Annotated in this window: 29 protein-coding genes; all 29 read right to left on the bottom strand. The window is 60.8% G+C overall.

The genetic code is table 11. The features are described from left to right. Nucleotides 1-70: 70 nt before the first annotated feature. Nucleotides 71-1,384 (bottom strand): replication-associated recombination protein A, encoded by a 1,314-nt coding sequence (locus AC2FMM_RS15590; RefSeq protein ID WP_496679184.1) that lies wholly within the window; start codon nucleotides 1,382-1,384, stop codon nucleotides 71-73. A 4-nt stretch (nucleotides 1,385-1,388) separates the two neighbouring features. Further along, entirely contained in the window at nucleotides 1,389-2,774 is a 1,386-nt protein-coding gene (locus tag AC2FMM_RS15585; protein ID WP_496686670.1) for a trypsin-like peptidase domain-containing protein, read from the bottom strand. A 168-nt stretch (nucleotides 2,775-2,942) separates the two neighbouring features. Continuing rightward, complete coding sequence (rplQ, locus tag AC2FMM_RS15580) at nucleotides 2,943-3,368, bottom strand: 50S ribosomal protein L17 (RefSeq protein ID WP_496679187.1); 426 nt, start codon at nucleotides 3,366-3,368, stop codon at nucleotides 2,943-2,945. Between the two features lie 118 nt (nucleotides 3,369-3,486). Next, nucleotides 3,487-4,503, bottom strand: a complete 1,017-nt coding sequence (locus AC2FMM_RS15575; RefSeq protein WP_149775087.1) for a DNA-directed RNA polymerase subunit alpha — start codon at nucleotides 4,501-4,503, stop codon at nucleotides 3,487-3,489. A gap of 114 nt (nucleotides 4,504-4,617) precedes the next feature. Continuing rightward, nucleotides 4,618-5,007, bottom strand: coding sequence for a 30S ribosomal protein S11 (gene rpsK / locus AC2FMM_RS15570; RefSeq protein WP_068344878.1), 390 nt, complete (start codon nucleotides 5,005-5,007; stop codon nucleotides 4,618-4,620). Between the two features lie 14 nt (nucleotides 5,008-5,021). Next, the gene (rpsM, locus tag AC2FMM_RS15565) at nucleotides 5,022-5,390 is read right to left on the bottom strand and encodes a 30S ribosomal protein S13 (protein ID WP_068344877.1); all 369 of its coding nucleotides are present in this window, start codon (nucleotides 5,388-5,390) and stop codon (nucleotides 5,022-5,024) included. Nucleotides 5,391-5,589: 199 nt separating this feature from the next. Continuing rightward, nucleotides 5,590-6,231, bottom strand: a complete 642-nt coding sequence (locus tag AC2FMM_RS15560; RefSeq protein ID WP_496679191.1) for an adenylate kinase — start codon at nucleotides 6,229-6,231, stop codon at nucleotides 5,590-5,592. Then, entirely contained in the window at nucleotides 6,228-7,592 is a 1,365-nt protein-coding gene (gene secY / locus AC2FMM_RS15555) for a preprotein translocase subunit SecY (protein ID WP_149775089.1), read from the bottom strand. Before secY ends, AC2FMM_RS15560 begins: the two co-directional genes overlap by 4 nt. 109 nt (nucleotides 7,593-7,701) lie before the next feature. Further along, nucleotides 7,702-8,175 carry a 50S ribosomal protein L15 gene (gene rplO / locus AC2FMM_RS15550; protein ID WP_496679192.1) on the bottom strand — a complete coding sequence of 158 codons (474 nt, stop codon included), beginning with the start codon at nucleotides 8,173-8,175 and terminating at the stop codon, nucleotides 7,702-7,704. Nucleotides 8,176-8,324: 149 nt separating this feature from the next. Then, nucleotides 8,325-9,152: a hypothetical protein gene (locus AC2FMM_RS15545; protein WP_496797038.1), complete on the bottom strand. Its 828-nt coding sequence runs from the start codon at nucleotides 9,150-9,152 to the stop codon at nucleotides 8,325-8,327. Nucleotides 9,153-9,328: 176 nt separating this feature from the next. Continuing rightward, nucleotides 9,329-9,544, bottom strand: coding sequence for a DUF1127 domain-containing protein (locus AC2FMM_RS15540; protein ID WP_496686666.1), 216 nt, complete (start codon nucleotides 9,542-9,544; stop codon nucleotides 9,329-9,331). Nucleotides 9,545-9,756: 212 nt separating this feature from the next. Continuing rightward, nucleotides 9,757-9,945 carry a 50S ribosomal protein L30 gene (gene rpmD / locus AC2FMM_RS15535; RefSeq protein ID WP_149775093.1) on the bottom strand — a complete coding sequence of 63 codons (189 nt, stop codon included), beginning with the start codon at nucleotides 9,943-9,945 and terminating at the stop codon, nucleotides 9,757-9,759. Nucleotides 9,946-9,957: 12 nt separating this feature from the next. Next, complete coding sequence (rpsE, locus tag AC2FMM_RS15530; protein WP_496679198.1) at nucleotides 9,958-10,536, bottom strand: 30S ribosomal protein S5; 579 nt, start codon at nucleotides 10,534-10,536, stop codon at nucleotides 9,958-9,960. A 116-nt stretch (nucleotides 10,537-10,652) separates the two neighbouring features. Continuing rightward, nucleotides 10,653-11,012 carry a 50S ribosomal protein L18 gene (rplR, locus tag AC2FMM_RS15525; protein ID WP_005980751.1) on the bottom strand — a complete coding sequence of 120 codons (360 nt, stop codon included), beginning with the start codon at nucleotides 11,010-11,012 and terminating at the stop codon, nucleotides 10,653-10,655. A gap of 11 nt (nucleotides 11,013-11,023) precedes the next feature. Beyond that, nucleotides 11,024-11,557, bottom strand: coding sequence for a 50S ribosomal protein L6 (gene rplF, locus AC2FMM_RS15520; protein WP_490361834.1), 534 nt, complete (start codon nucleotides 11,555-11,557; stop codon nucleotides 11,024-11,026). Between the two features lie 11 nt (nucleotides 11,558-11,568). Next, a complete protein-coding gene (gene rpsH / locus AC2FMM_RS15515; RefSeq protein ID WP_490361835.1) occupies nucleotides 11,569-11,961 on the bottom strand; it encodes a 30S ribosomal protein S8 in 393 nt (130 codons plus the stop codon). A gap of 13 nt (nucleotides 11,962-11,974) precedes the next feature. Then, nucleotides 11,975-12,280, bottom strand: a complete 306-nt coding sequence (gene rpsN / locus AC2FMM_RS15510) for a 30S ribosomal protein S14 (protein ID WP_005980746.1) — start codon at nucleotides 12,278-12,280, stop codon at nucleotides 11,975-11,977. Between the two features lie 19 nt (nucleotides 12,281-12,299). After that, entirely contained in the window at nucleotides 12,300-12,860 is a 561-nt protein-coding gene (gene rplE, locus AC2FMM_RS15505; protein ID WP_496686665.1) for a 50S ribosomal protein L5, read from the bottom strand. Continuing rightward, nucleotides 12,853-13,164, bottom strand: a complete 312-nt coding sequence (gene rplX / locus AC2FMM_RS15500; protein ID WP_496712294.1) for a 50S ribosomal protein L24 — start codon at nucleotides 13,162-13,164, stop codon at nucleotides 12,853-12,855. Before rplX ends, rplE begins: the two co-directional genes overlap by 8 nt. A 2-nt stretch (nucleotides 13,165-13,166) precedes the next feature. Further along, entirely contained in the window at nucleotides 13,167-13,535 is a 369-nt protein-coding gene (rplN, locus tag AC2FMM_RS15495) for a 50S ribosomal protein L14 (RefSeq protein ID WP_005621870.1), read from the bottom strand. A 75-nt stretch (nucleotides 13,536-13,610) separates the two neighbouring features. Beyond that, nucleotides 13,611-13,841, bottom strand: coding sequence for a 30S ribosomal protein S17 (gene rpsQ, locus AC2FMM_RS15490; RefSeq protein WP_068344864.1), 231 nt, complete (start codon nucleotides 13,839-13,841; stop codon nucleotides 13,611-13,613). 12 nt (nucleotides 13,842-13,853) lie between these two features. Then, nucleotides 13,854-14,054, bottom strand: a complete 201-nt coding sequence (gene rpmC / locus AC2FMM_RS15485) for a 50S ribosomal protein L29 (protein ID WP_149775100.1) — start codon at nucleotides 14,052-14,054, stop codon at nucleotides 13,854-13,856. Between the two features lie 350 nt (nucleotides 14,055-14,404). Then, the gene (locus AC2FMM_RS15480) at nucleotides 14,405-15,025 is read right to left on the bottom strand and encodes a 2OG-Fe(II) oxygenase family protein (protein ID WP_496797037.1); all 621 of its coding nucleotides are present in this window, start codon (nucleotides 15,023-15,025) and stop codon (nucleotides 14,405-14,407) included. Nucleotides 15,026-15,273: 248 nt separating this feature from the next. After that, on the bottom strand, nucleotides 15,274-15,687 hold the full coding sequence (rplP, locus tag AC2FMM_RS15475) for a 50S ribosomal protein L16 (protein ID WP_005980704.1): 414 nt from the start codon (nucleotides 15,685-15,687) through the stop codon (nucleotides 15,274-15,276). 12 nt (nucleotides 15,688-15,699) lie between these two features. Then, nucleotides 15,700-16,407: a 30S ribosomal protein S3 gene (gene rpsC / locus AC2FMM_RS15470; protein WP_149775103.1), complete on the bottom strand. Its 708-nt coding sequence runs from the start codon at nucleotides 16,405-16,407 to the stop codon at nucleotides 15,700-15,702. Next, a complete protein-coding gene (gene rplV / locus AC2FMM_RS15465; protein WP_005980700.1) occupies nucleotides 16,407-16,787 on the bottom strand; it encodes a 50S ribosomal protein L22 in 381 nt (126 codons plus the stop codon). The genes rpsC and rplV overlap by 1 nt, the downstream gene beginning before the upstream one ends. A gap of 3 nt (nucleotides 16,788-16,790) precedes the next feature. Further along, a complete protein-coding gene (rpsS, locus tag AC2FMM_RS15460; RefSeq protein WP_496679210.1) occupies nucleotides 16,791-17,069 on the bottom strand; it encodes a 30S ribosomal protein S19 in 279 nt (92 codons plus the stop codon). A gap of 3 nt (nucleotides 17,070-17,072) precedes the next feature. Further along, complete coding sequence (gene rplB, locus AC2FMM_RS15455) at nucleotides 17,073-17,915, bottom strand: 50S ribosomal protein L2 (protein ID WP_093965344.1); 843 nt, start codon at nucleotides 17,913-17,915, stop codon at nucleotides 17,073-17,075. A gap of 277 nt (nucleotides 17,916-18,192) precedes the next feature. Beyond that, nucleotides 18,193-20,109 (bottom strand): DUF3604 domain-containing protein, encoded by a 1,917-nt coding sequence (locus AC2FMM_RS15450; RefSeq protein ID WP_496797036.1) that lies wholly within the window; start codon nucleotides 20,107-20,109, stop codon nucleotides 18,193-18,195. Nucleotides 20,110-20,118 lie beyond the last annotated feature (9 nt).

Here is a 20,118-nt window from a genome sequence, read left to right as displayed (position 1 = left end):
TCCTAGGGAACCCCGGGCGCGCCTTGAGTGTCCCGCGAAACGCGACGGAACGGTCCAAACTGACCCTGCGTCACGACCCGTTGCGTTGACTGCGCAGTTTCGAAAAGTAGTCCAGACGCTTTTTCAACTCGCGCTCGAACCCGCGTTCGACCGGCTGGTACAGGACCGGGCGCTTCATGGTCTCGGGAAAGTAGTTCTGCCCCGAGAACCCGTCCTCGGCATCATGATCATAGGCATAGCCCGCGCCATAGCCCTGATCCTTCATCAATCCCGTCGGCGCGTTCAGGATGTGTTTGGGCGGCGGCTCGCTGCCCGACTGCTTGGCCAGGCGCATCGCCGCCTTGTAGCCCACATAGGCCCCGTTGGATTTGGGCGCCAGCGCCAGATACACGACCGCCTGCGCCAGCGCCAACTCACCCTCGGGCGACCCGAGCCGCTCGTACACCTCCCAGGCATGCAGGCAGATCGACTGGGCCTGCGGATCGGCCAGGCCGATATCCTCGACCGCCATCCGGGTAATGCGGCGGGCCAGGTATCGCGGATCTTCGCCCCCGGTCAGCATCCGGGCGAACCAGTACAGCGCCGCATCCGGGTCGGACCCGCGCACCGATTTGTGCAGCGCCGAGATCAGATTGTAGTGCTCGTCCCCCGACTTGTCGTATTTCGCGGCACGACGCATCAGGCGCTTGGCCAGCGCGTCGGGGTCCAGCGGCGCGTCCACCGACCAGGCCGCGATTTGCTCGATCAGGTTCAACAGCGCCCGGCCGTCTCCATCCGCCATTTCCTGCAGCGCGTCCCGCGCTGCGGGTGTCAGAGGCAACGCCTTGCCCAGCTCTTTTTCGGCACGCTGCGTCAGGCGTTCCAGATCGGCCAGACCCAGCCGTTCCAGCACCAGCACCTGCGCGCGGCTGAGTACGGCGGCGTTCAACTCGAACGATGGGTTTTCGGTGGTCGCGCCCACCAGAAGGATCGTCCCGTCCTCCATATGCGGCAGGAACCCGTCCTGCTGGGCCTTGTTGAAACGATGGATCTCGTCCACGAACAACAGCGTCCCCTTGCCGTTCCGCCGCCGCAACTTGGCAGCCTCGAACACCTTCTTGAGGTCGGGAACGCCAGTGAAGATCGCGCTGATCTGTTCGAAATGCAGGTCGGTTTCTTTGGCCAGCAGCCGCGCGATGGTAGTTTTGCCCACCCCCGGCGGCCCCCAGAAGATCAGGCTGGACAGGCTGCCCGACGCCAGCATCACCCCCAGCGGCGCCTCGGGGCCCAGAACCTGTTGCTGCCCGATCACCTCGGACAGCGCCTGGGGCCGCAACCGGTCTGCCAGCGGGCGGTTCGGGGCCGGTTCGGAGGCCTGCCCTTCGGTGTCGAACAGGTCACTCATGCCGTCAGAGCCTGAACCGCAACGACACGGGCTTACCGCCGCGCACCAGATCGATCTGCACCCGCCGGCCCGGGTCGCGCAGCGCCCGAACGACGTCGCGCGGGCGTTCGGCCTTTCGCCCGTTCACGGCATTGATTACGTCGCCGGGCCGCAGCCCGGCACGCGCGCCATAGGGGCCGGGGTCGACAACGACCACACCGGTTTGAGACAGGGGCAGCCCCATCTTGACGATCAAAGCCGGGTTGATTCGCGCAACCGTCATCCCCGGCAGAACCGTGCGGTCGTTCAAAGTGGTTTCCTCGGCCGTCGGCGTTTCAGGCGCAGCCATCAGCGCCACACTGACATCTTTCCTGTCACCACCGCGCAGCCGGGTCAGAACGGATGTCCCACCAACACCCGCCACCGACATGCGAAACTTCATCTCGGCGGGCGAGTTCACCTCTTCACCATCCACATGCGTGACGATGTCGCCCACCCGCAAGCCAGCCTCGGCCAATGGGCTGAGCGGATGGAGGTCCGAGATCACCACGCCCTGCGGCAGCGAAAGCCCAAGCGATTCCGCGATGTCGGCGCTCATGATCTGACCGGCCATGCCGGCCCAGGGGCTGACGAATTCCGTGTTGCCCGCCTTGGCCTGACGCAGGAATTCCGCCACCAGATTGGCCGGAATGGCAAAGCCGATGCCGTTGGACCCGCCCGACCGCGTGAGGATCGAGGTGTTGATGCCGATCAGATCTCCGTTGACGTCGATCAGAGCGCCCCCGGAATTGCCCGGGTTGATGGGCGCATCGGTCTGAATGAAATACCCCCGCGCATTGCCCGTGGCAGTTCCCGACCGCGCCAGCCCCGAGATGATGCCCGACGACACGGTCTGCCCCACGCCGAACGGGTTGCCGATGGCCAGAGCCAACTCGCCAACCTCGACCTGATCCGAATCGCGCAGACGCAGGAAGGGCAGGCCCTGCGCGTCCAGCAGGCGCAGGATGGCGATGTCGCTTTCCTCGTCGCCTAGGACGACCTCGGCGTGAAATTCACGACGATCCGTTGTGACGACCCGGATCTCGGTCGCGGTGCCGACGACGTGGTAGTTCGAAACGACGTAGCCATCCTCGGTCAAGATAACGCCCGACCCCAGAGAGTTCTGCACCCGTGGACGCGGCGTACCGAAGCCGCCACCGAAAAAGTCCTGAAAGAACGGGTCTGCGAAAATCGGGCTGCGGCGTCCGGGCCGGACGATCTTGGCATAGATGTTCACCACCGCCGGGGCCGCCTTTTTGACCACCGGGGCAAATCCCATCGAAATCTCGGCCTGCGATTGCGGAACCCGCGTCTCGGCGCCGGCCTGGGCGGCCAGTGTCATCAGACATACAGCCAGTATCGTGCGTATCATGACAGCTCCGTTCTTCCTCCGCCGAAGATATGCGGAGCGCGGCGTGCGAATGCAATAGAGCGTGGCGCTCCGCCGCCGGCAGGGTCGTTTTAAAGCCCGCAAAGCAATTAAAAACCCCTGCCCGGACGATCCGGACAGGGGTCAAGAGTTCGGCCATTCAGCCGGGTCTTATTCTTCGTCAGCGGCCGCTTCCTCGGCAGCAACGCGGGCCTTGTCGGCCGCGCCCTTGGCATCGACGTCGCGATCGACGAATTCGATGATCGCCATCGGCGCCATGTCGCCATAGCGGAAGCCGGCCTTCAGGATACGGACGTAGCCGCCCTGACGGTCCTTGTAGCGCGGGCCCAGAACCTCGAACAGCTTGGCGACGTCCTTGTCTTCCTTCAGCTGAGCTGCGGCCTGACGGCGGGCGTGCAGGTCGCCGCGCTTGCCCAGAGTGATCAGCTTTTCAACGATCGGGCGCAGCTCTTTTGCCTTGGGCAGCGTCGTCTTGATCTGTTCGTGCTCGATCAGCGAGCCGGCCATGTTCGAAAACAGGGCCTTGCGGTGCTCATGAGTACGGTTCAGGCGGCGGTAACCACGTGCGTGACGCATTTTTCAATTCCTTCTTTCGCGTTTTGCTTTGTCTGGCCGGCGATGCGTGTCACCGGCTCTCCTTGGGGCGGAAATGCCCATACGGTCCCCGGCAGCCCGGGCATTGGCGAAGACGCGCTTAGAACGCGTCTTCGAATTTTTTGGCCAGATCTTCGATGTTGTCGGGCGGCCAATCCTCGACATCCATGCCGAGGTGCAGGCCCATTCCGGACAGCACTTCCTTTATCTCGTTCAGCGACTTGCGGCCGAAGTTCGGGGTGCGCAGCATCTCGGCTTCGGTCTTCTGGATCAGATCGCCGATATAGACGATGTTGTCGTTCTTCAGGCAGTTTGCCGAACGGACCGACAGCTCCAGCTCGTCCACCTTCTTCAGCAGCAGCGGGTTGAACTCCAGACCATCGTCCTCGTCCTGGCGGCCCGCCGATTCCGGCTCGTCGAAGTTGACGAAGATCGACAGCTGATCCTGCAGGATGCGGGCGGCGAAGGCCAGCGCATCCTCGGGCGTGATCGAGCCGTCGGTTTCGATCTTCATGGTCAACTTGTCATAGTCCAGAACCTGACCTTCGCGGGTCGGCTGAACGTCATAGGCGACCTTCTTGACCGGCGAATAGATCGCGTCGATCGGGATCAGGCCGATAGGCGCGTCTTCGGGCTTGTTCTTCTCGGCCGAGACATAGCCCTTTCCGGTGTTGACGGTCAGTTCCATGAACAGGTCGGCGCCATCGTCCAGGTGGCAGATGACGTGATCGCGGTTCAGAACCTCGATGCCGGCGCTTTCGCTGATGTCGCCTGCGGTGACGACTGCGGGGCCTTTGGCATTGATCGACAGGCGCTTGGGGCCTTCGACTTCCATGCGCAGAGCGACCTGCTTGAGGTTCAGGATGATGTCGGTGACGTCTTCACGCACACCTGCGACCGAGCTGAACTCGTGCAGGACGTTGTCGATCTGGACGCTGGTGATGGCCGCGCCTTGCAGCGAGCTCATCAGCACGCGGCGCAAGGCGTTGCCCAAGGTCAGACCAAAGCCGCGTTCAAGCGGTTCGGCAACGATGGTGGCCTGGCGCGCGGGATCATTGCCCGGCTTGCCGTCAAGCTGGGTCGGCTTGATCAATTCAGCCCAATTCTTGTGGATCATGTAATCCCTCCATTCCTGTCTGCGCCCCATGACCAACAAGGTGCAGACGCCCGAGGTTCAAAATGACGTGCTGGGGCCGTGCGAAAACACAGCCCCAGCTCAATTCCAAATTGCTTAGACGCGGCGGCGCTTCGGCGGGCGGCAGCCGTTGTGGGCAATCGGGGTCACGTCGCGGATCGACGTGATGTTGAAGCCCACGGCAGCCAGCGCGCGCAGCGCCGATTCACGGCCCGAACCGGGGCCCTGAACTTCGACTTCCAGCGTCTTGACGCCATGTTCCTGCGCCTTGCGGCCAGCGTCTTCGGCGGCCATCTGCGCGGCGTAGGGGGTCGACTTCCGCGAACCCTTGAAGCCCATGGTGCCGGCCGACGACCACGAAATGGCGTTGCCCTGCACGTCCGAGATCAGGATCTTGGTGTTGTTGAAGGTCGAGTTCACATGGGCGACGCCCGATGCGATGTTCTTGCGCTCTTTGCGTTTTACGCGTGTCTTGTCACGTGCCATCGGTCAGACCCTCCTTACTTCTTCTTGCCCGCGATCGGCTTTGCGGGGCCTTTGCGGGTACGAGCGTTGGTGTGGGTGCGCTGACCGCGAACCGGCAGGTTGCGGCGGTGACGCAGACCGCGATAGCAGCCCAGGTCCATCAGGCGCTTGATGTTCATCTGCACTTCACGACGCAGGTCGCCTTCGACGGTGTAGTTGGCGTCGATGTGCTCGCGGATGGCCAGAACTTCGGCATCCGACAGTTCGTTCACCCGGCGGCTCTCGTCGATGCCCACGGCTTCGCAGATCGCCTTGGCCGAGGTGTTGCCGATTCCGGTGATGTAGGTGAGGGCGATAGGTACCCGCTTTGCAGTCGGGATGTTTACGCCGGCAATACGTGCCACGTGTCACTTTCCTTTCGTTGCGGTTCCGTAATTCCAGAACCTTTTTTCACAACGCCCAACCGTGGCAGTGTGGCCAGAGGGTTCAGCATCATTCGAGGTGGTCTTGGCATGCGGGACGAATCCCGCACACGCGGTTGATTCCCCAAGGGGATGGGGGTCGATATGGGCTTTTGGACTTGGCGTCAAGCCCCTTGCTGCCTCAGCCCAGTATGGCCTCGATCGAGGCCCGGACTTCCTTGATGTCCGCCAACCCGTTCACTGGGCGCAGATCACCTTTGGCATAGTAGTAACCGATCAACGGAGATGTCTTCTTGTAGTACTCCATCAACCGGGTCCGCAGGCTGTCTTCGTTGTCATCGGCCCGGCGTACCATGTTGGTACCGCCACATTTATCACATTCCCCATCGACCGCGGTGGGCTTGGTTTCGTCGTGATAGACCTCGCCGCAATCGCCACAGGTGAATCGGCCGGTGATCCGCTTGACCAACGCATCGTCATCCACGCGCATTTCGATCACGGTGTGCAGCGACTGACCCAGCTTGGCCAGCAGGGCGGACAAGGCGTCAGCCTGGGCCAAGGTACGCGGGAAGCCGTCGAAGATGAATCCAGCGCCCTTTTCGGTGGTCAGCTTTTCTTCGATCAGGCCGATAACGATCTCGTCGGTGACAAGCTTGCCCGCGTCCATGATCGCAGCCACCTTCTTGCCCATCTCGGTTCCCGAGCTGCGGGCCTCGCGCAGCATGTCACCGGTGCTGAGCTGGATCATGCCCCGCGTTTCAACCAGGTGACGTGCTTGCGTACCCTTGCCTGCCCCCGGGGGGCCCAGAAGAATGATATTCATCGACGAGCGGGTCCCTTCCTGCCGCGTTTCTTGCCTTTGCCGCGCAACTGGGACTTTTCGATCAGCCCTTCGTATTGATGCGCCAGCAGGTGGCTCTGAACCTGTTGGATCGTGTCCATGGTCACAGAGACGATGATCAGAACTGAGGTGCCACCGAAATAGAACGGAATGGCGAACTGGCCGCGCAGGATCTCGGGCAGCAGGCAGACCGCCGCCAGATAGGCCGAGCCCAGCACCAGCACGCGGTTGACCACATATTCCAGATACTCGGCGGTTTTCTTACCGGGACGGATGCCGGGCACAAAACCGTTCTGCTTTTTCAGGTTGTCCGCCACGTCATCCGGTTTGAACGACACGTTGAACGTGTAGAAATACGCAAAGAACACGATCATCGAAGCGAAGAACAGCAGGTACAGCGGCTGTCCCGGTCCGAAATTGGCCAGCAGCCACGACATGATCGGTCCGTTCGCTGCGCCCGACGAGAAGGTCGAGATCGTGACCGGCAGCAGCAGCAGCGAGCTGGCGAAGATCGCCGGAATCACGCCGGCAGGGTTGACCTTGACCGGCAGGTGGCTCGAGCCGCCTTCATAGACCTTCATGCCGACATTGCGGCGCGGGTACTGGATATGGATCTTGCGCAGCGCGCGCTCCATGAACACCACGAAGGTGATCACAGCGATCACCATCACGATCACGCCGACGATCACGGCCGGGCTGATCGCACCGCTACGGCCTGAGGCGAAGAACTGCGCCAGCGCCGCCGGAACTTCGGCGATGATACCGACGAAGATGATCAGCGAGATGCCGTTGCCGATGCCGCGCGCGGTGATTTGTTCGCCCAGCCACATCAGGAACATGGTGCCACCCACCAGCGTGATCATCGTGGACAGGCGGAAATACAGACCGGGATCGGTCGCCAAATCGCCCGATTCCAGCGAAACCGCCAGGCCATAGGCCTGCACGGTGGCCAGCGCCACAGTGCCGAAACGGGTGTATTGGTTGATCTTCTTGCGGCCCTGCTCGCCCTCTTTCTTGAGTTGTTCGAGCGCGGGAACCATCGAGGTCAGCAGCTGCACGATGATCGATGCCGAGATATAGGGCATGATGCCGAGGGCAAAGATACCCATCCGCCCCAGCGCCCCGCCGGTGAACATCGAAACCATCCCACCGATGCCCTGCCCCGCCTGCTCCATGAACTCGCGCAGCGCCTGCCCGTCGATCCCCGGCACCGGAATGAAGGTGCCCAGACGATAGACGATCAGCAAACCCAGCGTGAACAGGATGCGGTTGCGCAGATCGGTGGCCTTGCCCAGGGCAGCCCAGCTTGTGTTGGCTGCCATTTGTTCTGCTGCTGATACCATAAATCGGTCTCTCTTATGAAAACGCCGCCCGGAACCGTTTTCCGGCTCGGGCGGCGTCTTGGAAAACTCTGAGGTCTATGTAAGCGGGTCGGCGCCCGCTCACAAGCGCTTACTCTGCCGCAGCGGCTTTTGTGACCTTCAGTGAACCGCCCGCTTTTTCCACGGCTTCGATGGCCGACTTCGAGGCGCCGGTCACTTCCAGGTTCAGCTTGGCGGTGATTTCACCCTTGGCCAGAACGCGGACGCCGTCCAGCTTGCGGCGGACCAGGCCCGAGGCAATCAGAGCGTCCTCGGTGATCGCGGCCTTGGCGTCCAGCTTGCCGGCGTCGACGAATTTCTGGATCAGGCCCAGGTTCACAACGGCGTATTCCTTGCGGTTCGGCTTGTTGAAGCCACGCTTGGGCAGGCGCTGATACAGCGGCATCTGGCCGCCTTCATAGCCGTTGATGGCCACACCCGAACGGGATTTCTGGCCTTTGATACCACGGCCACCCATTTTACCCTTGCCCGAGCCGGGACCACGGCCAACGCGGGTCCGTTTCTTGACGGCGCCGGGATTGTCGCGCAGTTCATGCAGTTTCATGTCGCTTCTCCTTAGCCGGATATGACCCCGAAGCGTGATGGGCCAAACACGGCATTTCTTGATTTTGATTCTCGTGGCCTTCATGCCACCGAAGCCCGATACAGCGTCAGGCCTCCGGTTGCAAGTTTTGATTGCCCTATCGCGTCGCGTCAGCCTTCGGAACTGGCGATGGGTGCGTCCTGTGGAACGATGCCATGCTTGGATACCAGCTTTCCGACCAGGCTGTCGGGGTGCGGAACGCCGCCGTTCTTACGCATGATGGCGCGCATTCGGCGCCCGTAGAGATGGATCGAGACAGTATCTTCGTGGAAGAACCGGTCGAGATTCTCGCTCGGACGGGCCATGGCGCGGCGGCGCGAAAAATTGATCGGATAGAACACATGCTCTGGCAGAGCGTATTTGATCTCGCCTGTTTCCTTCAACGCCCAGGTGAACGCCTTTGGTCCCCACACGCCCCACAAAAACTCGGGAACGTTGGTGGGATTTCCGGCGTCCCGCGCCTCTTCCAATGGCCGCCGGTGGCGCGGTGGCAGCCAAGGCGGTATTCGATACGGATCATTCGTGTACTCGATCAGCTTGGCCAGAGTTTCACTGTCGTGCGGCAGCCCCAATACGCCGATGGCTACCTCACCCTCGAGATACCCGTAGTAATGGCCATTCGCCGTTGAATAGGGTTTCAGGCAATAGGCATCAGTGTCGGCCCAAATCATGTCGGGCTCCTGCGCCAGCATCCGGTATCGGAACTTGTCGGAATGCGGCGCCGGGCTTTGGGTGCGGTCATGGGTGATGAATTCGGAATCGGGCAGGATCTCTCGGGCGTCCCGCTGCTCCACCCCGTCGGGAATGTTGGTCACGTTGTTGTAGGTGTACAGGCGCACGCTGTGGCCCATGTCCAGATAGGACTGGATGCAAAGCAGCTCGAGGAAACTGAGCGGCCCCTCCACCCACAGCATTCCGATCTGGTAGTCCCTCGCCATGCCCTGCCCTTTCACCCGCAAAATCGCGTTGTTCAGGAAGTGGCGCAATTCCCGGTCCCATGCAACGGTGCAGTTGGCGCCCCGTGGAAATTCTTGAGGAGACAGACGCCCCAAAAAAAAAGGAAAAGGGCGCCCGTCCGGCGCCCCACCTGCATCGCGAAGAAGGCCTTTGCCACTTACGAGCAATAAGCGTGCTCGCGTGCGATATCGGCAATGTCGCAGCGGCGGATGCCGATGTCGTTGAGTTCACGGTCGCTCAACCGCTGCAGCTCGGAATAGGTCTTGCTGTATTCTCGCGCGCGGGACTGGGCGCGCTTGATGCCGTCGATCAGGTCGCGGATGCGGGCCGTCAGGTTCAGGCCGCCATGGGGGATGTTCAGTGCGTGTGCCATATCTGGGCTCCTTTCTTGCCGGGGCGTATTCCCTGGCGCTGTGAGTGTCGTTCCTTTTGGACACTCCACAGATAGGCCCGGATGTTACCGCAAACAATCCAAGTCTCGGTCTACCCGTCATGCACCAGATGCATGGCAAGCCATGCAGACGGCGCAAAGAAAAACGCCCCCGAACGGGTCGGGGGCGTTTTCGAGTTGGGTCCGAGACGCGATCAGTCGCGTTCTTCGATGATCTCCACCAAATGCGGGATCTTATTGACCATGCCGCGGATCGAGGGGGTATCCTCCAGTTCGCGGGTCTTGTGCATCTTGTTCAGGCCCAGGCCGATCAGGGTTGCGCGCTGGTCGGCGGGGCGGCGGATCGGCGAGCCGATCTGCTTGACGACGATGGTTTTTGCCATGGTGACGTCTCCTTACGCTTCTTCGGCGACTTGCGCCGATGCGGCCGGTGCTTCGTCCCGCTTGGGCAGGATGTCAGCAACCTTCTTGCCACGACGCGCGGCAACCGAACGCGGGCTCTGTTCTTTCTTCAGGCCGTCGATGGTGGCGCGGATCATGTTGTATGGGTTCTGCGAACCCAGCGACTTGGACACCACGTCCTTGACACCCAGCATCTCGAACACGGCACGCATCGGACCACCGGCGATGATACCGGTACCTTCCGGCGCGGTGCGCATGACGACCTTGCCGGCGCCGTGGCGGCCTTCGATGTCGTGGTGCAGGGTGCGGCCTTCGCGCAGCTGCACGCGGATCATGTTGCGTTTGGCCTGCTCGGTGGCCTTGCGGATGGCCTCGGGCACTTCTTTCGCCTTGCCCTTGCCAAAGCCGACGCGGCCTTTCTGATCGCCGACAACCACCAGAGCGGCGAAGCCGAAGCGCTTACCACCCTTTACAGTTTTCGACACGCGGTTGATCGCAACCAGGCGATCTGCGAATTCCGGTGCTTCCTCGCGCTCGCGACGGTTGCCCCGGCGGTTTTCACGTTCTGCCATTTCGGCATCCCTTTCTCTGATGGCGCGTCAGCGCCGTTACTTCAATCCAGGTGAGCCCCCGCCCGCGGCCGAGGCTCCCGGATCATCGGGGTGGCCGCATGGGCCACCCACAGGTCTTAGATCTTCAGACCGCCTTCACGCGCAGCGTCGGCCAGAGCCTTCACCTTGCCGTGGAACAGGAAGCCGCCACGATCGAAATAGGCCTCTTCGACGCCGGCCTTCTTGGCCCGCTCGGCGATGGCCGCGCCCACCTTGGTGGCCGCTTCGATGTTGTTCTTGCCGACAACGCCCAGATCCTTTTCCAGGGTCGAGGCCGAGGCCAGGGTCACGCCGCGCACATCGTCGATCAACTGGACCGAGATGTTCTTGTTCGAGCGGTGCACCGACAGGCGCGGACGCCCAGCGTTGACCTTGCGAAGCTTGTTCCGAACGCGCAGGCGGCGCTTCAGAAACAGGGTTCTTTTGCTGTTTGCCATTGTGTTCGTCCTTACTTCTTCTTGCCTTCCTTGCGGAAGATGAACTCGCCCTTGTAGCGGATGCCCTTGCCTTTGTACGGCTCGGGGCGGCGCCAGTCGCGGATCTTGGCCGCCACTTCGCCCACCAGCTGCTGGTCGATGCCTTCCACGACGATCTCGGTCTGTTTCGGCGCGGTGATGGTGACACCTTCCGGCGCAACGAAATCGACATCGTGGCTGTAGCCCAGGTTCAGCTTCAGGGTGTTGCCCTGCATCTGAGCGCGGTAACCCACACCCTGGATCTCCAGCTCTTTCTTGAAGCCGTTGGTCACGCCTTCAACCAGGTTGGCAACCATGGTGCGGCTCATGCCCCACTGCTGACGTGCACGCTTCGAGGTGCCGCGCGGAGTGATCTTGACCACGTTGTCTTCGACCGACAGGGTGACGTCGTCGGTTGCGGTGAAGCTGCGGGTACCTTTCGGACCCTTCACTTCGATGGTCTGGCCGGACACAGCAGCGGAAACGCCGCTGGGCAGCTCGACCGGTTTTTTACCAATACGAGACATTCCAGACCTCCTTAGAAGACGGTGCAGAGCACTTCGCCGCCAACATTGTTGGAGCGAGCGTTCGCGTCCGACATCACGCCCTTGGGCGTGCTGACAATCGACACGCCCAGACCCTGACGGACCTGCGGAATGTCATTGACGCCCATGTAAACGCGACGACCGGGCTTCGAGACCCGCTTCAGTTCGCGAATGACAGGGGTGCCTTCATAGTATTTCAGGCTGATCTCAAGCGCCGGGTGGCCATTGGCACCGGTCACTTTTTCGTAGCCGCGGATGTAGCCTTCGTCCGCCAGCACGTCCAGAACCCAGGCGCGCAGTTTCGACGCCGGAGTGGTCACGGTGGACTTGCCGCGCATCTGCGCGTTGCGGATACGGGTGAGCATATCGCCGATAGGATCGTTCATATCACTCTCTCCCTTACCAGCTCGATTTCACCATGCCGGGGATCTGACCAGCAGAGCCCAGCTCGCGCAGCGCGATACGGCTGATCTTCAGCTTACGATAGTAAGCGTGCGGACGGCCGGTCAGCTGGCAGCGGTTGTGCAGACGGGTTGCCGAGCTGTTGCGCGGCAGTTTCGCCAGTTTCAGTCGCGCCTTGAAGCGCTCTTCCATCGGGCGGCTCTCGTCATTCGCGATTTCTTTCAGCTCGGCGCGTTTTGCGGCGTATTTGGCCACCAGGCGCTCGCGCTTCTTTTCGCGCTCGATCATTGCTTTTTTAGCCATGTCTCTTTCCTCCCGGCGCTTACGCGTTGAACGGCATGTTGAAGTGCTTCAACAGTGCCTTTGCTTCAGCGTCGGTTTTCGCTGTGGTGGCAATTACGATGTCCAGGCCCCAGACCTCGTCGACTTTGTCGAAGTCGATTTCCGGGAACACGATGTGCTCTTTCATGCCCATGGCAAAGTTGCCACGGCCGTCAAAAGCCGGTTTCACACCGCGGAAGTCACGCACGCGCGGCAGCGCGATGGTGATCAGACGGTCCAGGAATTCGTACATCCGGTCGCCGCGCAGGGTGACCTTGGCGCCCAGCGGCATGTCTTCACGGACGCGGAAACCCGCGATCGACTTCTTCGCCTTGGTCGCCACGGCCTTCTGGCCGGCAATCGCAGTGAGATCCTCGACGGCGGCCTTCGCCTTCTTCGAGTCCTTCACCGCCTCGGCACCACAGCCGATGTTCAGAACGATCTTCTCCAGCTTGGGGATCTGCATATCGTTCTTGTAGCCGAACTCTTCCTTCAGAGCGGCGCGGATCTTGTCGGCGTACTGAGCTTTCAGACGCGGGGTGTAGGTTGCAGCATCAAGCATCGATCACGTCCCCCGTGGTCTTGGCGTAACGAACCTTCTTGTCACCTTCCATGCGGAAGCCGACGCGGGTTGCCTTGCCGTTCTTGTCCAGCAGAGCCAGGTTCGACAAGTCGATCGGCATCGCCTTGGGCAGGCGGCCACCTTGCGAGGTCTGCGACTGGCGGGTGTGGCGGATGGCGATGTTCACGCCGTCGACCACGGCTTTGCCAGCTTTCGGGTCGACCGAGGTGATCACGCCCTCTTTGCCCTTGTCCTTGCCGGCCAGCACGACGACCTTGTCGCCTTTGCGGAGTTTAGCAGCCATGATTACAGCACCTCCGGAGCCAGCGAGATGATCTTCATGAAGTTCTTCGCGCGCAGTTCACGAACGACGGGGCCGAAGATACGGGTACCGACGGGCTCGTTGTTGTTGTTCAGGATGACGGCGGCGTTGCGATCGAAGCGGATCGCGGTACCGTCTTCGCGACGGACTTCCTTGGCGGTGCGCACGACGACGGCCTTGCGGACGTCACCTTTCTTCACGCGGCCGCGCGGGATGGCTTCCTTCACCGAGACGACGATGATGTCGCCGACGGAGGCGTATTTACGCTTGGAACCACCCAGGACCTTGATGCACTGAACTCGGCGTGCGCCGGAGTTGTCAGCGACATCCAGATTGGTCTGCATCTGGATCATGTGGTTTCTCCCGACCTGTGGGGGCTGGTCTAGTTAGTTCCCCCAGGGTTTCGACAAATGGAAAGTTCCGGGGGCTTACGCCTCCAGAACCTCCCAGCGTTTCGTCTTCGATTTCGGCGCGCATTCGATGATGCGTACGGTGTCGCCGACCTTGAAGGCGTTCTTTTCATCGTGAGCCCGGTATTTCTTGGACTTACGGATGGTCTTCTTCAGAACCGGGTGCGTGAAGCGGCGCTCCACCAGCACGGTGACGGTCTGTTCGTTGGCGTCGCTGGTCACGGTGCCTTGCAGAATACGTTTGGGCATCTCTCAGGCTCCTCAGTTCGCAGCTTCAGCAGCTTTTTCGTTCAGCACGGTCTGGATGCGGGCCACGTCGCGGCGCACGCTCTTGATCCGGGCGGTGTTCTCGAGTTGTCCGGTCGCCTGCTGAAAGCGCAGGTTGAATGCTTCCTTCTTCAGGTTGACCAGATCCTCCCGGAGCTGGTCCGGGGTCTTGTTACGCAGTTCCTGGGCGTTCATCGCCTTTTCCTTTGCTCAAAACACCAGAAGGCCCCTTCGCGGGTCACCTTTGACCTGGTGGATGAATGACAGACATGCGAATCGCCCGACGCAGTCGGGAGATCGCAGGATGCCGCCGTATAAGGGTTTGGGGGGTGGGTGGCAAGGGAAAGTTTCAAACCTCCAACCCGTCACTTCTAGAGGACACTCCAGCAAGCAAATCTTCGCGCTCAACTTCCTTCAAGCCCGAGCGTCGGGCTACATGAAGAAGTCGCAGGATCATGACCGCTTCGGGCTTCCCCGAAATCCAGCGAGGCGCGGCTGAAAGAGACTCCTGATCTTGTATTTGGAAAGCGGAAATTCCTCGCGCTTCAATCCCACCTGTAGTTGAAACTTACCGAGATCCTCTCTTCCTCGGCCATGTTCATCGGCACCTCGTGGCGGAGCCAGCTTTCCCAAAGCAACACGTCACCGACCTCGGGCTTCAAATAAATGAACGGTTGCAATTCCCGCCGTGCGCCCTTGCGGCGCACCGGCGCGGCCATCATCCGACCTGAGCGCGGGTCCTCCAGCTTCAACGCGCTGGCTCCCTCTGGCATCGAAACATAGGTCGTTCCGGATATCACACTGTGTGGATGGATATGGCTGGCATGCATTCCGCCTTCTGGCAGAATGTTGATCCAAAGATCCTCGAGCTTCAATCCGCGCCCATCCAGATCGAATTCCAAGTCTTCGGCAAACGCGGCCACATGTTGGTCCAGCACCTTGACCAGATCGGCGAAGATCGGGAAGCGCCACGGCAAGTCGGTCAGCGAGGCATAGCTGGTGTAGCCAGGATAGCCGTTTTCTTCGCACCATTCCTGGCCGGCTTCGTCGTCCTGGGCGATGACCAGACAGGAGTTCTCCAGTTCCTCCGGTTCGATCCTGGGATCGAACTCGGACAGAGCGGCGCGGTAAAGTCGGGTGACGAAGAGCGATTCGATCTGTGGCATGATCTCGTCCTAATGCAGCGTCGCAACGAAAGCCATGGAAGTTTTGCGAGGCTCTGCCTCGCGCTCCGGGATATTTGCGGCCAGATGAATCTCGCGTGAATCTCGCGGTCCATTCTTCATCAGGCAAGAAATATCCCCGGGGGAGCCGCGGCTTGCCGCGGTGGGGGAAGCGCCCCCTCGAAAAAAGCCTTACCCCCGCCGGTTTCCCAACGGGGGTAGCATTGTCGCGACAGGGTTGCCCCAGCCGCTTACCAGTCCTCGCGGACGACGACGCGGGTCTTGATCGGCAGCTTCATCGCAGCCAGGCGCAGGGCCTCGCGAGCGATTTCATCGTTGACGCCGTCGATCTCGAACATCACGCGACCGGGCTTCACTTTGGCTGCCCAATAGTCAACCGATCCTTTACCTTTACCCATACGGACTTCGGTCGGCTTCGAGGTCACGGGGGTATCCGGGAAGATCCGGATCCAGACACGACCTTGACGTTTCATGTGACGGGTCATGGCACGACGTGCAGCTTCGATCTGACGCGCGGTCACGCGCTCGGGCTGCAGGGCTTTCAGACCGTAGGTGCCAAAGTTCAGATCAGAGCCGCCCTTGGCTTCGCCCTTGATCCGGCCTTTGTGCATCTTGCGGAATTTTGTACGCTTTGGTTGAAGCATCTCAAATCCTCCTTAGCGACGGCCGCCTGCACCACGCGGTGCCGGACCATCCTGGAGTTCCTGTGCTTTACGGTCACGTGCCTGCGGATCGTGCTCCATGATCTCACCTTTGAAGATCCAGACCTTGATCCCGATGATCCCGTAGGGGGTCATCGCTTCGGCATGTGCGTAATCGATGTCGGCACGCAGGGTGTGCAGAGGCACGCGGCCTTCGCGGTACCATTCGGTCCGTGCGATTTCGGCACCGCCCAGACGACCAGCGACGTTCACCCGGATACCCAGGGCGCCCATGCGCATGGCGTTCTGAACCGACCGCTTCATCGCGCGGCGGAACGAAACGCGGCGCTCCAGCTGCTGAGCGATCGACTCGGCAACCAGCTGCGCGTCGAGTTCCGGCTTGCGCACTTCGACGATGTTCAGGTGCAGTTCGCTGTCGGTCATCGCAGCCAGCTTCTTGCGCAGAACTTCAATGTCCGCGCCTTTCTTGCCGATGATGACACCCGGACGTGCGGTGTGGATCGTGACGCGGCACTTCTTGTGCGGACGCTCGATGATCACACGGGCCACGCCGGCCTGCTTGCACTCTTTCTTGATGAACTCACGGATCTTGAGGTCTTCCAGCAGAAGATCACCGTAGTCCTTGGTATCTGCGTACCAACGGCTGTCCCAGGTGCGGTTGACCTGAAGGCGCATGCCGATCGGATTGACTTTATGTCCCATTAGGCTTGCTCCTCAACTTGACGCACCTTGATGGTGATCTCCGAGAACGGCTTCATGATCTTGCCGAACCGGCCGCGGGCACGCGGGCGGCCGCGCTTCATGACCAGGTTCTTGCCAACCCAAGCCTCGGCGACGATCAGCTCGTCGACATCCAGGTTGTGGTTGTTCTCGGCGTTGGCGATGGCCGACTGAAGGCATTTCTTCACGTCCTGCGCGACACGCTTGTTCGAGAAAGTCAGGTCGGTCAGAGCCTTCTCGACTTTCTTGCCGCGGATCATCGCTGCAACCAGGTTCAGTTTCTGCGGGCTGGTGCGAAGCATACGGGTCTTGGCCATTGCTTCGTTTTCAGCCACGCGGCGGGGGTTCTTTGCCTTGCCCATGACTTACTTCCGCTTCGCTTTTTTGTCCGCGGCGTGACCGTAATAGGTCCGGGTCGGCGAGTACTCACCGAACTTCTGACCGATCATGTCTTCCGTGACGGATACAGGGATATGTTTCTGGCCGTTGTACACACCAAAGGTCAGACCCACGAACTGGGGCAGAATGGTGGAACGACGCGACCAGATCTTGATGACTTCGTTGCGGCCCGACTCGCGCGCTGCTTCGGCTTTTTTCAGCACGTAAGCGTCGACGAAAGGACCCTTCCAAACAGAGCGAGACATGTCTTAACGCCCTTTCTTCTTGGCGTGCCGCGAGCGGATGATCAGCTTCTGGGACGCTTTGTTCTTGTTGCGGGTACGCTTACCCTTGGTGTCCTTACCCCAAGGCGTAACCGGCGTACGGCCACCCGAGGTCCGGCCTTCACCACCACCGTGGGGGTGATCGATCGGGTTCATGGCAACACCACGGACCGACGGACGCACGCCCTTGTGGCGCATACGACCGGCTTTGCCGAGGTTCTGGTTGCTGTTGTCCGGGTTCGATACAGCACCGACGGTGGCCATGCATTCCTGGCGCACCATGCGCAGCTCGCCCGAGCTCAGACGGATCTGGGCATAGCCGCCATCGCGACCGACGAACTGGGCGTAGGTGCCCGCTGCACGTGCGATCTGACCGCCCTTGCCGGGCTTCATCTCGATGTTGTGCACGATGGTACCGATCGGCATGCCCGAGAACGGCATCGCGTTGCCGGGCTTGATGTCGGCCTTGGCCGAAGCGATGACCTTGTCGCCAACCGCCAGACGCTGCGGCGCCAGGATATAGGCCTGCTCGCCGTCGTCATATTTGATCAGTGCGATGAATGCGGTCCGGTTCGGGTCGTATTCGATCCGCTCGACGGTTGCCGCCACATCCAGTTTGTTCCGTTTGAAGTCAACGATCCGGTAGAGACGCTTTGCGCCACCGCCACGGCGGCGTGAAGTGATCCGTCCGGTGTTGTTCCGGCCGCCCGATTTGGTCAAACCCTCGGTGAGAGACTTGACCGGACGTCCTTTCCAAAGCTCCGAACGGTCGATCAGCACCAGCCCGCGCTGGCCCGGCGTCGTCGGTTTGTACGACTTGAGTGCCATGCTTTCTGTCTTCCGTTTAGCAAGCGCGAGGATCAATCCTCGCTATGTGAGAGGCCCCCGTAGGTGCCCAGGTTATAGGGCCCCGAAGGTCCCCGGCTGCAAATATCAGAGGCCCCGGAACGAATCCGAGGCCGCAAGATTGGGAGCGTGTAGCAGGGTTGGGGGTGGGGGGCAATAGGTAGTATCCCGATTTTCTTCACCCTTTGCTCACACCGGGCGCAGGAGCTACGCGACCCTTGCTCGCTACGTCACACAGAGCCACTGTCTGTCCCGGCGCTTAGTTCTGGCTCGTGTACCAGATCGGCGAGGTATAGGCTCGGTCTTGTACGGTGGGCGGCACCACTTCGGGCAGCGGGACACCATAAAATGCCGCGTCGAAGGTTGTCCATCGGGGCTTTGGTATCTCGATTACGCGAACGTAATAGAATGCGTCTTCGGCAGGGTCGAACGCAGGGTCCTCCCAATAGCCGGACAGAGCAGCCGCACCGATGGAATTGGTGTAGGTTGCGCTCTCGATATCTACCGTGTTCCCGACCGGTTGGCCCGCACGCCCATCATCTCCGATTTCGCGACCGCCCGACACTGCGACGTCATAGATTCGTTCGTGGGATTTACCGTCGGAATCCAGCCACCCCTTGATGATCTGCACCCGATCCAAGTTGGCGCCATCAGGATCGCGTAAGGCCCTTATCAGAAACCGAGGCGAAGCCCCTTCGGGAATATTCGTCAAATCGCCGCCCATCGGAACCCCGTTCTGATATCCATTCGACACGAAATCGGATGCGTGCAGATCGGCCTCCGCGAACTCCCAGCCGCCAAAGACACGCACGCGAATACGGCTTCCGGTCGTGGCATAGGCCTCTTTACGGGTGATTGCGCCAAAAACCTCTTGCCGGGTGTTTTCCCGCGCCCAGACAGCCGTCAAGCCAGCGGCAGACTCTTGCGCGGTTATGATCCGCAGAGCTGGATCTTCGGCCGGGATGACGTCGATGTTATGGCGATTGGCTGACGGCTCGGTGTGCTGGTATTTGCCAAAATAGTTGTCTTCCCGCGTGGTGGGGATCGCGGTGTGCGTGTCAGTCGTGCCGTAGAGGCCGAACTTGTAGGGGTTCACACCGATCTCGCGGCCCAGCTCCAAACCGACTTTCAGCGCCGAGCGCGCGTATTCATAGCGCAGCATCTCGGGTGTCTTCGCAGCCGTGCCGGAAAGGTTGGCCACATCCCAGCTCTCGAAATCCGCAAATTCGTCGTCGGGCGACAGCATGGGATGCGTCTCCTCGTCGCCTTTGATCTGGGTCATCTCATGCATCGGCTCCCAGCGGATACGCTGGGCCGCATATTCAGCATCCATCGGCGAACCATCGAACTTGTTCTTACTGAACATCAGCCCGTTCGACATATTGGCGTTGTGAGGCACGGCAATGGCCTGTCCACCGGTCTTGGCCTCGTAACCCTCGAGATACTTCCACAGAAGCTGAGGGTCAGGCGCCTCGAAGAACGTCAGTGGCTTGGTCTGGCTGGTTTTGTCGGCCCCGTCCCCAAACAGAATGACACGGTGCAGGTTGTCGCCCTTGGGGGTAAAGGTCCATTCAAAGCCGCTAAGCGCGGTGAAATTGCCCGGATCATTGTATTGATCAACCGTTTCCACGATTTCCAGCCAGAGGTCCCCATCCAGGTTCAAGCCTGCGGTCGGATCCCGACCCTGTACCGTGCCGATATCAATGATCTCGGCGAAGGCAGCCATCCTTGCCTCCTGTCCCTGCCGAAACTGATCGTGAATGCGCCTGCCCCATTCATCCTGCAGAAGTCGAGGGTTGGATGTGCGGATGGCTGTTGCCAGTCCGAGCATTTCTGCGTGCTCGGTAATGGCCAGGAAATCCAGAGGGCGAACAAGTTGGACCGGTTGCCCTGTATTCGAAATGATTTTTTCACCACGCGCCACACGGAATGCGTCATGAATGCTGAGCGATGTCCCGATCAGCCCCGCATCGAACGAGATCTCGGTATGGAAATGCAGATCGCCGAACAAAACCGTGTCCGGATAGGACCGACCCACAAAGGGTGAGTAGGTCGTTTCCAGCTCCACAGCTTCCGGCTTCAAGGTCCCCTCGAATGCATGTGCTCCCGACACCGTGAAAACGACGGCACCCGCGGCAACGCAAGGCAGGTTCAACGGCTTGAAAAAATCGTACATTTCTATCCC

The sequence above is a fragment of the Ruegeria sp. BHSC043 genome (assembly GCF_059612985.1).
This window is presented reverse-complemented; position numbering and strand designations above follow the sequence as displayed.